General features: G+C 71.3%; 9 protein-coding genes. 7 read left to right on the forward strand and 2 right to left on the reverse strand.

Annotated features, from left to right (window positions below; all coding sequences use genetic code 11):
* The first annotated feature begins 106 nt into the window (after window positions 1-106).
* Both ACTT8P_RS06560 and ACTT8P_RS06565 read left to right on the forward strand, forming a co-directional pair.
* Window positions 107-2,827 (forward strand): BTAD domain-containing putative transcriptional regulator, encoded by a 2,721-nt coding sequence (locus ACTT8P_RS06560; protein WP_442830569.1) that lies wholly within the window; start codon window positions 107-109, stop codon window positions 2,825-2,827.
* Window positions 2,828-2,895: 68 nt separating this feature from the next.
* A complete protein-coding gene (locus ACTT8P_RS06565) occupies window positions 2,896-3,906 on the forward strand; it encodes a methyltransferase (protein WP_442830570.1) in 1,011 nt (336 codons plus the stop codon).
* Window positions 3,907-4,028: 122 nt separating this feature from the next.
* Here ACTT8P_RS06565 and ACTT8P_RS06570 read toward each other — a convergent pair whose 3' ends face one another.
* A complete protein-coding gene (locus ACTT8P_RS06570; RefSeq protein WP_442830571.1) occupies window positions 4,029-4,961 on the reverse strand; it encodes a LysR family transcriptional regulator in 933 nt (310 codons plus the stop codon).
* A 146-nt stretch (window positions 4,962-5,107) separates the two neighbouring features.
* On the opposite strand from ACTT8P_RS06570, the gene ACTT8P_RS06575 reads away from it, so the two are divergent.
* The gene (locus tag ACTT8P_RS06575; RefSeq protein ID WP_442830572.1) at window positions 5,108-5,530 is read left to right on the forward strand and encodes a winged helix-turn-helix transcriptional regulator; all 423 of its coding nucleotides are present in this window, start codon (window positions 5,108-5,110) and stop codon (window positions 5,528-5,530) included.
* 10 nt (window positions 5,531-5,540) lie between these two features.
* Here the strand turns inward: ACTT8P_RS06575 and ACTT8P_RS06580 are convergent, their stop codons facing one another.
* Window positions 5,541-6,242 carry an alpha/beta fold hydrolase gene (locus tag ACTT8P_RS06580; RefSeq protein ID WP_442830573.1) on the reverse strand — a complete coding sequence of 234 codons (702 nt, stop codon included), beginning with the start codon at window positions 6,240-6,242 and terminating at the stop codon, window positions 5,541-5,543.
* Between the two features lie 315 nt (window positions 6,243-6,557).
* Here ACTT8P_RS06580 and ACTT8P_RS06585 point away from each other — a divergent pair, with 315 nt between their 5' ends.
* The 4 genes from ACTT8P_RS06585 (at window position 6,558) to ACTT8P_RS06600 (ending at window position 10,271) form a co-directional block, all read left to right on the forward strand.
* Complete coding sequence (locus ACTT8P_RS06585; protein WP_442830574.1) at window positions 6,558-6,977, forward strand: tautomerase family protein; 420 nt, start codon at window positions 6,558-6,560, stop codon at window positions 6,975-6,977.
* A 177-nt stretch (window positions 6,978-7,154) separates the two neighbouring features.
* Entirely contained in the window at window positions 7,155-7,787 is a 633-nt protein-coding gene (locus tag ACTT8P_RS06590; protein ID WP_442830575.1) for a carboxymuconolactone decarboxylase family protein, read from the forward strand.
* The gene (locus ACTT8P_RS06595) at window positions 7,784-8,728 is read left to right on the forward strand and encodes a quinone oxidoreductase family protein (protein WP_442830576.1); all 945 of its coding nucleotides are present in this window, start codon (window positions 7,784-7,786) and stop codon (window positions 8,726-8,728) included. The genes ACTT8P_RS06590 and ACTT8P_RS06595 overlap by 4 nt, the downstream gene beginning before the upstream one ends.
* A 220-nt stretch (window positions 8,729-8,948) precedes the next feature.
* Window positions 8,949-10,271 (forward strand): MFS transporter, encoded by a 1,323-nt coding sequence (locus ACTT8P_RS06600; RefSeq protein ID WP_442830577.1) that lies wholly within the window; start codon window positions 8,949-8,951, stop codon window positions 10,269-10,271.
* The last annotated feature ends 48 nt before the right edge of the window (window positions 10,272-10,319 follow it).

Consider the following 10,319-nt stretch of genomic DNA (forward strand, 5'->3'; position numbering starts at 1 on the left):
CGTACGTACACGGACGTATGCGGCCCCGGCAGTGCGTCCCAGGTCCCGCGGCGGCAGAAGACACCCCGGCCCCCGTAAGCTGCCGGGTGCCGAGAAAGGGTGCCGGATGGTACGCGTCGAAGTGCTCGGGCCACTCGTCGTGCGACGCGACGGGACCGAGGTGTCGCTCGGGCCACCGCAGCAGCAGGCGCTGTTCGCCGCGCTGGTGCTGGCCCGGGGCGTGCCGCTGCCGGGTACCGCCCTGGCCGCCCAGATCTGGGACGACGAGGTGCCGGCCAGCGCGGCCGCGGTCATCCGCAAGTACGTGCACCACCTGCGCCGACTGCTCGGCGACGAGCTGACCATCGAATCGTCCCCGCGCGGATACGCGATCAGGCTCGCCCCCGGCACGCTCGACGCGGACGACTTCGCCCGCGCCGTCCGCGCGGCGGACGCGGCCCGCGCCGACGGTGACCCGGGCACCGCGGCGGGCCTGCTGCACGAGGCGATGGCGCTGTGGCGGGGCCCCGCGCTCACCGGGGTGAGCGGTCCCGGCGCGGACCGGCACCGGCAGGTGCTCGAAGGACGGCGGCTGGCGGCGTTGCGCACCCGGCTGGAGATCGGCCTCGAACAGGGCCACGAGCAGCGGATCCTGCCGGAGCTCCGGTCGCTGGCGGACTCTCACCCGCTGGACGAGCACTGGCGGTTGCTGCTGATGACGGCGCTGTACCGGTGCGGTCGCCAGGCGGACGCGATCGCCGTGTACCAGCAGTGCCGGGAACTGCTCCGCGACGAGCTGGGAGTGGATCCGGACCCCCGGCTGCAGGAGCTGTACGGCCGGATCCTGCGCGCCGACGAGACACTGCTGTCCGCGTCGGCGGGCCCTCCGGTGCCGTCCCAGTTACCGGCGCCAGGTGCGGATTTCGTCGGCCGGGCCGAGGAGCTGCGCCGGGCGGACGCGCTGTCCGACAGCGGCGTCGTGGTGGTCTCCGGGATGGCCGGCGTCGGCAAGACCACCCTGGCGCTGCACTGGGCACACCGGATCGCCGACCGGTTCGGCGACGGCCGCCTCTACGCCGACCTGCGTGGCTTCGGTCCCGGACGGGACCCGGCGCCGCCCGCGGAGATCCTCGACCGGTTCCTCCAGGCACTCGGGGTCGCGCCCGCCGACGTGCCCGGCGACCTCCAGGTGCGCGCCGGGCTGTTCCGCACGTTGACCAGTGGCCGGCGGCTGCTCATCCTGCTGGACAACGCGGCCGACGCCGACCAGGTACGGGACCTGCTCCCCGGCGCGGGACCCGCACTCGTCGTCGTCACCAGCCGGGGGACGCTCCCGGCGCTGCGCACCCGGGCCGGCGCCCGGCTGCTGGCACTGCGGCCACCGGCGGACGAGGAGGCGCTGGCACTGCTCGCGGCGCGGGCCGGTACGGACCGGGTACAGGCCGAACCGCTCGCGGCCCGCGAGATCGTCGCCCGCACCGGTGGCCTGCCGCTGGCGCTGGCGGTGATCGCGGCGCGTGCGGTGGCCCAGGAACACCTGCCGCTGTCCGCGATCGTCTCCGAACTGCGCGAGACACACGGCACACTGGACGCCTTCGCGGGTCCGGACGATCCGCGCGCCGTCCTCTCCTGGTCGTACGACGCGCTCGAACCAGCGGCCGCCGACGCGCTGCGGGTCCTTGGCGCGCACCCCGGCCCGGAGGTGAGCGCCGAGGCGGCGGCGAGCATGCTGGCGCTCCCCGTGCCGCGTACCCGGACACTGCTGCGCACCCTGGTAGAGGCGGCGCTGCTGGCCGAGCACCGGCCGGGCCGGTTCGTCGCGCACGACCTGGTCCGGGCGTTCGCCGCCGAATTGCCGTGGCCCGGCGATCAGGAGCGCCGGGCAGCCGTGCACCGGCTGCTCGATCACCATCTGCACACCGCGACGGCGGCGATGACGGCCGTCTTCACCTCCCGGCCGACGATCACGCTGCGGCCCGCGTTGCCGCACGTCGTGGTCGCGGCACCGGCGACGGACGCCACCACCTGGTTCACCGACGCGTACCCGGCGCTGACCGCCGCCCACGACCTCGCCCACCGGGACGGGTTCGACGAGCACTCCTGGCAACTGGCCTGGGCACTGCGCGACTTCTACAGCCGGCACGGTCTCTGGCACCACCTGCAGACCTCGCAGCGACTCGGGCTGGCGGCGGCCCGGCGCCTGGGCGACCGGCTCGCACAAGCGCATGCCCGGCGTGGGCTGGCGCTCGTGGAGTCGAATCTGGGCCGGTACTCGGCGGCCCACGCACAGCTACGGCAGGCAGCCGAAGCCTTCGAGGCCGCGGCGGAAACGGAATTCCTCGCGGAGACGTACCGCTTCGAGATCTGGCTGCTGGACCGCACCGGCGAGCACGAGTCGCAACTCGAGATGGCGCGACGCCTGCTGGACATGTACCCGCCCGGCGCGAGTCGCCGGGCCTCGGCGCTCAACACGGTGAGCTGGACCGAGGTCCAACTGGGCCGGCTCGGGCCGGCCCTCGCCCACGCGGAGGAGGCCATCGCACTCGCCGCGGACCTCGGGCCGTACTCCCTGGCCGACACCTGGCACACGCTCGGCACCGCACAGGCCGGGCTCGGACACCACGAGGCGGCGGAACAGAGCTTCACCCGCGCGGCGGAAACCTACCTGCGGCTCGGTGCGCACGCCCTCGCCGCTCTCGCCCTGCGCGCGCTGGGCGACGTGCACCGCGACACGGGGCGGCACGACCAGGCAGCCGCGGCCTATCGCAGGGCGGTGGCGGCGGCGAGCCGCACCGACGATCCGATGGCGGTGGCCATCAGCGAGGAACTGGCCGTCTACCGGACGTGAACGGCACGGGAACGGGCCGTCAGGAGAATCGTGAGCGACCGTCTCCCTTCGGAAGGACCCGACCACCCATGTCCGCACCCACCCCACCGCCCGGCGTCGTGATGACGCAGCTGCTCGGCGGCTTCCAGGTCTCGCAGGCGCTCTACGTCGTCGCGAAACTGGACGTCTGCACGATGCTGGACGATGGACCTCGCACCGTCGCCGACCTGGCGGAGCGCAGCGGCGCGCTGGCCGACCCGCTCGGCCGGCTGATCCGTACCCTGACCATGATCGGCGTGTTCCGCACCACCGAGGACGGTCTGGTCGCGACCACCCCGCTGGGCGCTCTGCTGTCCCGCAACCATCCGGCGTCGTTGGTGGACGCGGCCGAACTGTGGATGGAGACGCACTACGCACCGTTCGGCGAGCTGCTGGAGACGGTCCGTACCGGCGTGCCGGGCGCCACGCGGTACTTCGGCAAGCCGGCCTTCGAGTGGCTGTCCGAGGACCCCGCGCGGGCCGCGCTGATGACCCGCGCGATGGCGAACGTCACCGGCGCGCTGCGGGAAGGCATGTTCGACGGGTACGAGCTGCCGCCCGGCCGGGTCGTGGCGGACATCGGGGGCGCGGACGGTTCGGTGCTGGCGCGGCTGCTCGCGGACCGGCCGGAGCGCACCGGCATCGTCCTCGACCTTCCGGCGGCCGAGGCACAGGCGACCGCGCGGCTCAAGGAGCAGGGACTGTCCGACCGGGTCACGTTCACGGAGGGTGACTTCTTCGAGTCGGTGCCGGCGGCCGACATCTACGTACTCAGCTTCATCCTGCACGACTGGGACGACGAGTCCGGGGCGGGCATCCTGGAGTCGATCCGGAAGGCCGCGAACCCGGGCGCCCGCGTGCTGATCCTGGAAGGCGTGGTCCCGCCCGGTGACACCCCGCACATGATGAAGATGGTGGACCTGACCATGCTCGGCATGCTGCCGGGCAGGGAGCGGACCGAGCCGGAGTTCCGCGCCCTGCTGGAGCGGGCCGGATTCACCCTCGACCGCGTCGTGCCCACGCCGACCGTCTTCTCGATCGTGGAAGCGTCCGTGAACTGAGCGGTGGTTCGGCGGCGGCGACGGCATCCGGTGTGCCGACCCGGCCGGTGCGTCGCGCCACGCGGGCCGGTACGCCTGGCGACGCTGACCGGTGGCACGTTCGGCCCTGGGGAGTCAGGTCGTCAGGTCGTCAGGGAGTCAGGGGGAGGCGGTCCGCCGCCTCCCGCAGACAGTCGGCGAAATCGGCCACGGCGGGGTTGACGCCGCCGGGGAGGCGGGCGAGCTGGACGCGGCGGGTGACGGGCACTCCGTCGGATACGCGGACCAGCCGTACGTGCTCCGGCACCAGGCCGGCCAGGTACGGGGGCAGCGTGGTGCCCCCCCCATCCCGCCGCGACCAGGGCCAGTTTCGACAGCCAGTCCTGCGTCTGGTGCCCGACCTTCGGCCGCTGCGGCAGCGCGGGCCAGACCCCGAATCCCGATTCGCCCGACGTCTGCGGACTCGCGATCCACGTCGCGAGCCGCAGTTCGTCGAGGGTCACGGAGCCGTCGCGGCCGAGCTCCGCGAGTGCGGGCACCGCGACGAGGAGGTCGCCTTCGAGGAGGACGTCGAGTTCGAACGGCGGATCCGCCTCGTCGGGAGCCGGGTAAGGAGGCCGGGCGGAGATGACCGCGAGGTCCAGCGTGGAGGCGCGCAGACTCCGGATGAGCGCCGGGGTCGACCCCTCCCTGGTGATCACCTCGATGTCGGGACGGCGTCGCCGCATCAGCGCCAGTGCCTCGGGAACCAGCACCGCGCCCACGCTCTTGAACGTTCCGAGCCGCACCGTGCCGCTGCCCGGGTCCGCCCCGTGCAGCACTCGCCCGGCGAAGTCGACCGCGTCCAGAGCGGTCGACGCATGCCGCAGAAGCACGGTGCCGGCCGGGGTCGGCCGGACCCCTTCGGCCCGCCGCTCGAACAGCCGGGCGCCCGCCGCGCGTTCCAGCACGGCAATCCGCCGTGACACCGCGGACTGGGTGTAACCGAACGCTTCCGCGGCGGCGGTGAAGGACCCGGTTTCCGCGACGGCCCGCAACAGTCGCAAAGCAGTGGACGACCCCATGAGAAAAAGCATGCGTCGGTTCCACTGTTTGACGAACAGTCATGGCCGTCGCCCCTGTCACCGAGACGATCGGGCACCCCGCCGAGCACGCGGCCGATCCCGCTCCCCCTCAGCCGGGCTCGACATCACCCGGCTCTCCAGCCGAGGCATCATGAACCATGAGCACTTCACCGGCGCACGCCGATCAGCACGTTGAGGCGCCACGCAGTCAGCTGTCCCAGCTGGCGACCACCGAGCAGATCTGCGCCCTCAGACGCGATGTCCTCGGACACGTGGGCAGCAAGTGGAGTTCACTTGTTCTCATAGCGTTGGCCGACGGACCGAGGCGGTACTCGGAACTGCGCCGCTCCAGTCGCATCTCGCAGCGCATGCTGACCCTGACCCTGCAGGAGCTGCAGCGCGACGGCCTCATCGCGCGAACGGCCGCACCGGATGCGGTGACCGCCCGCGCCTACGCCCTCACCGCGGCCGGACGGTCACTGTCCGCCCTGGTGACGTCGTTGATCGAGTGGGCGGACGAACATCACGACCACATCCTCGGCAGCCGGACGCGGTTCGACGACGGGGCGGCACCGATGTGAGCCGCGGAGGTCAGGCGCCGAGCAGCGCCTCGGCCAGTTCCTCGGGGTGCGTCAGCAACGACTCGTGCGTACCGGGAACCATGATCGGAGCGACACCGATCCGCGCGGCGAACTCCGCACCGGGCCGGGCCAGGGCCAGGTCCTGTTCGGCGAGCACGTAGGCCGCCGGTATGCCGAGGGTGGTCACCGGATCGACATCGAGCGCGTCGAGCATGTAACCGCCCGGGTGCGGCAGCAGCAGATCGAAGGCGAGACGCTGTGCCGCCTCCGGTACGCCCTGCATGAAGAACTGCTGGAACAGCTCGAACGACAGACCGACCGTGCCGTTGGGCGAAGCCTCGATTGCGGCACGCACGTAGGCGGCGTTCTCCGGGAGGTTCTCGTCGTTCATGGAAACGCCGCGCTGCGGCACGAACGCGCTGTAATAGATGACCTTCGCGACCCGCTCAGGGATGCGATGGGCAACGGCAGTGATGGGCGCGCCGCCCCAACTGTGGCCCACTAGAACGACATCGTGCAGGTTCCGACGCTCGATCTCCTTGACGATGTGGCTCACTGCGTCCTCCATACGCAGATTGCTTGAATCCTCTCCCGGGGCCAGTCCGGGCATGGTCAGAGGAAATGCCTGTTGTCCACGCGCTTGAATTCTCTGCGCCACGCCGTGCCAGGCCCACGCGCCGTGCCAGGCTCCGGGTACAAGTACGAAAGTCATGAGCGAAAGCCTAAGCGGATCTGCTGATATCCGGCAACGCAGGGAACGGTGACTCCGCACACGAACAGATTTGTTCGCGGAGTGATCCGCAGGCAGGCACAGCCCCGGTCGAGCTGCCGAAGCCGGCGGCGACCCGCGCGAAGGCGGCGGTCACCGGGGCGATAGTCGTCCCTCGCACCCGCAGGCAGTCGGCATGCGTTGGTCGCATGGCGGTCATGCTGAACAGTCGTTGGCGTCATGCCCGGATCGCGTGTTCACTCGGTGAGTGCGGTCGGCAAGCGGCCGGCCTGCGAAGGCGAGGAGTTCTTTATGCCTATGACCAAGATTTACCTGAGGACGGGAAGCTCGCCCGAGCACCGCCGGGCCATTTCCGACGCGATTCACGAAGCTCTCGTTGACGTACTCGGAATTCCGAACGACGACAAGTACCACATCTTCCACGAGCTTGCGGACGACTACCTCATCTCGGCGCCGGTCGCGTTCGGTCTGGAACGCCGCCGGGAGGCGATATTCATCCAGTCCTATTTCGGGAAGCGTCCCGAAGAGCAGCTGAAGCGTCTCTACGCCGCGCTCGTGGCCAACCTCGGTGAGCGGGCCGGGCTGGAAAGCAGGGACATCTACATCAACATCGTGGAGTCACCCTCGGCGAACTGGTGGGCGGACGGTCGAGTCCTCGACCCGGCCACGGGTTTCGACGAGCGCATCGCAGCGGACAAGTTGCCCAGTACCTCTTGATACCGCTTCCGAGCGGACAGCCGGCGGAACTCGGCTGCCGTCTCGGTGACACGGCGACGTTCGAAGTCGACCCGCGCCATGGCCCGGGTCGGCGGACTCCTTCAGCCCTGCCGCTCGAAGCGCCGGGCGCCGCCGGTCACCGTGTGGCCCGTGAATGATGATCGGAGTGCAATGCCCATGTCCACGAGGGACAGCCTCGACAGGCTCGGAGGCCGGTTGCCGTTGCTCGCGCCGGCCGACCTCGACGACGAACAACGCCCGGTGTACGAAGCGCTGACGCGCATGGTGGTGCCGGAAGCGGCGGAGAGCGGCTTCACCGCGCGGCTCGACGACGGCCGTTTCGTCGGCCCGTTCAACGCGATGCTCCGGATTCCGAAGATCGCGGCAGCTCTCGGGCAGTGGACGGGCCAGGTGGCCCGGTCCGGGCTGACCGACGATGTCCGTCAAGTAGTCATCCTGACCGTCGGGGCCTTCTGGTCGGCCGACTACGAGATCGACGCGCACCGGTCGGCGGCCCGTGTCGTCGGTGTTCCGGTCGCCGCGATCGAAGCGATCCTGCGGGGGGAGGTCCCTGACGGGCTGAGCGAGCAGGCGCAGATCGCGCACCGCCTCACCTCCAGTCTTCTCACCGACCATGCCGTACCGCAGGAGTTGTACCTCCAGGCGGTGCGGGCCTTCGGCGAGGCGGGGGTGATGACGATCCTGTGCCTCATCGGCCAGTACCAGTTGATCTCCTCTGTTCTCGTGTGCTTCGAAGTGCCCGTCCCCGAGCGCGACGGTTCCCGTCCTTACCAGGAGGATCAGGCATGACGGTCGAGATCGTCGCTCCGGCCCACGGTGAGATCGACGCACTCCGCCTGCGCGAACGGGACGTGCCCGTCCCCGGCCCACGACAGGTGCTCGTCGCGGTACGCGCCGCCGGCGTCAACCCGAGCGACTGGAAGAGCCTGCACCGGTCCTGGCCCCGGGACGAGCCGATGGGCGTCGGCTCCGAAGCGGCCGGCGTGGTGGCCGCGATCGGGGCCGAGGCGGCAGCCGAACGCGCGATGGCGGTGGGCGACGAGGTCATCGCCTGTCCGGTTCCCGGCGCGTACGCCTCCCACCTCCTGGTCCCGGCCGACGACGTCCTGCCGAAACCGCGGTCGCTCGACTTCGCCCAGGCGGCCAACCTGCTTGTGGTCGGCACGACGGCCGCCGAGATGCTGGCGGTCACGAAGGTCCGGCGCGACGACACCATCGTCGTGCACGGCGCTTCCGGCGCGACCGGCGTCAGCGTGCTGCAGCAAGCGGCTCAGACGGGTGCCCGGGTGGTCGCGACGGCGAGTGAGCGCAACTTCGACCTGGTCCGCTCCCTCGGCTCGGTACCGGTCACCTACGGACCGGGACTGGAACAGCGAATCCGCGACGCCGCGCAGGCACCCGTCGACGCCGCCCTCGACTGCGTCGGCACCGTGGAGGCCATCGATACATCCCTGGCCCTGGTCGGCGATCGGACCCGTGTGGTCTCGATCGCCGGTGCCGACTACGCCCGTGAACGCGGTGTCCGCCTCATCGGCGGCTGGGACCCGGACAGCCTCGCCTTCCGCAAGGAACAGCGTCCGCGCCTGATCGACATGGCTGAACGCGGCATACTCACCGTTCCCATGGCACGCACCCTGCCCCTCACCGTCGAGGGAGCGCACGAAGCGTTCGCCGCCCTCCGGTCGAACCATCCCGGCGGCAAGCTCGCGCTCATCTGCGAGCAGAAGTGACACGGTGGCACCGACAGCCGCGCCCAACTCTCCCCGCGGCGGATTCCGGTGACGTATGCGTACGCGGCGGACGAAGCCCCGCGTCCGGGCACGACCCCCCGGGGAACCCTCCAGCCGTCTTTTCCGCGCTCCTGGGCCGACGGCTGGTCGGACTTGGGCGAGGTCTGCGGACGACGAATAGCTCTAGACGACTGGTCTACTCATGTACTAGCCTTCGTCCATGCGAACGTCACAGCGCACCGCGCGTCCATCGACCGATCTCCGCTCTCGACCTGTCGGGACCCTTGGGGGCCGCCCGGAGTCACCGGGGCGGGCGAGGCGGGCGGGCGGGCCAGGTCCGGGTGTGCCCTCGGTCGCGCGCACCGCATGGCTCGGCCCGGCTGCCGCGATCGTGGTCGTGGGATGGGGGGCGAACATGTTCGCCTCGCTCCTGCAGGTCTACCGCGGACAACTGAGCGAGCTTCAGGTCGACGGTCTGTTCGGGGCCTATGCGCTCGGGCTCATCCCCGCTCTGCTGGTGATGGCGCGGCTGTCCGACCGGCTGGGCCGGCGGCGGGTGCTTCTCGCGGCCCTGGTGGTCTCCGTGCTCGGTTCCGCGGTGATCCTGGTCTCGGGCGGGGCTTTCGGCACGATCCTGTTCGGACGCGTCCTCGTCGGTGTCAGCGCCGGGGCGGCTTTCGGGCCGGGCACGGCGTGGATCAAGGAACTGTCGGACGCGGCCCGGGCGCCGGGAGCGGGGGCGCGTCGGGCCGCCGTGGCGCTGACGACCGGTTTCGCGGCCGGGCCGTTCCTCTCCGGCGCCCTCGTCCAGTGGGCCCCAGCCCCGGAGGTCACCTCCTACCTGGTCCACATCGGCCTCGTGGGGCTGGTGGTGCCGTTCCTGCGGGGCACTCCGGAGACCGGTGGCCGGGCCACCGCCGCGTCCCGTACCCGGCGCGACCCGGCGGACCGCGGGCTGCGCACGGTCCTGACCGGCCGGGTCTTCCTCACCGCGGTCCTGCCGACGGCACCCTGGGTGTTCGGGACCGCGACGGTGTCGCTCGCGGCGCTGCCCGTCCTGGTCCCGCTGGGGGAGTACGGCCCGGTGGGCAGCGGAACCATGGCCGCCGTCACTCTCGGCACCGGCATCCTGGTGCAGCCCTGGGCACGGCACCTCGCCCGGCGCTCACCGGCGGCCCCCTTCCGGGCCGGCCTGTCCGCCGCGGTCGCCGGCCTGCTGCTCGCGGCACTCACCGTGACCACCGGCGCACTGCTTCTCCTGCCGGTCGCCGCCGTCGCCCTGGGGACGGCGTACGGACTGCTCCTGATGAGCGGTCTGCGCCTGATGGAGACGCTCGCTCCCGCCGAGGACACCGCGACAGCGATCGCCGTCTTCTACGCCCTGACCTACCTCGGATTCGCTTTCCCCGTCCTCGTGCAGACACTGGGCACCTGGGTCGCCCCCGCGTCCGTCCTGATCGCCGGATCCGGCCTCGCCCTGATCGCCATGTTGACGACGTTCATGGCCTGGCCCACGGCACGGACGCCCCGCGCGGAGCGCTGACAGGGCCGATCGGGAGCGGGCGGCGCGCATCACCGGACCTTCCGGTGA

Source organism: Streptomyces sp. JW3 (assembly GCF_052216785.1).
Lineage (GTDB): Bacteria > Actinomycetota > Actinomycetes > Streptomycetales > Streptomycetaceae > Streptomyces.

Excerpts from the sequence above, each read along its gene's own strand:
- ACTT8P_RS06565 (WP_442830570.1), top strand. The coding sequence starts at position 2,896 with ATGTCCGCACCCACCCCACCGCCCGGCGTCGTGATGACGCAGCTGCTC.
- ACTT8P_RS06590 (WP_442830575.1), top strand. The coding sequence starts at position 7,155 with ATGTCCACGAGGGACAGCCTCGACAGGCTCGGAGGCCGGTTGCCGTTG.
- ACTT8P_RS06575 (WP_442830572.1), top strand. The coding sequence starts at position 5,108 with ATGAGCACTTCACCGGCGCACGCCGATCAGCACGTTGAGGCGCCACGC.
- ACTT8P_RS06580 (WP_442830573.1), bottom strand. The coding sequence starts at position 6,242 with ATGACTTTCGTACTTGTACCCGGAGCCTGGCACGGCGCGTGGGCCTGG.
- ACTT8P_RS06560 (WP_442830569.1), top strand. The coding sequence starts at position 107 with ATGGTACGCGTCGAAGTGCTCGGGCCACTCGTCGTGCGACGCGACGGG.
- ACTT8P_RS06595 (WP_442830576.1), top strand. The coding sequence starts at position 7,784 with ATGACGGTCGAGATCGTCGCTCCGGCCCACGGTGAGATCGACGCACTC.
- ACTT8P_RS06570 (WP_442830571.1), bottom strand. The coding sequence starts at position 4,961 with ATGCTTTTTCTCATGGGGTCGTCCACTGCTTTGCGACTGTTGCGGGCC.
- ACTT8P_RS06585 (WP_442830574.1), top strand. The coding sequence starts at position 6,558 with ATGACCAAGATTTACCTGAGGACGGGAAGCTCGCCCGAGCACCGCCGG.
- ACTT8P_RS06600 (WP_442830577.1), top strand. The coding sequence starts at position 8,949 with ATGCGAACGTCACAGCGCACCGCGCGTCCATCGACCGATCTCCGCTCT.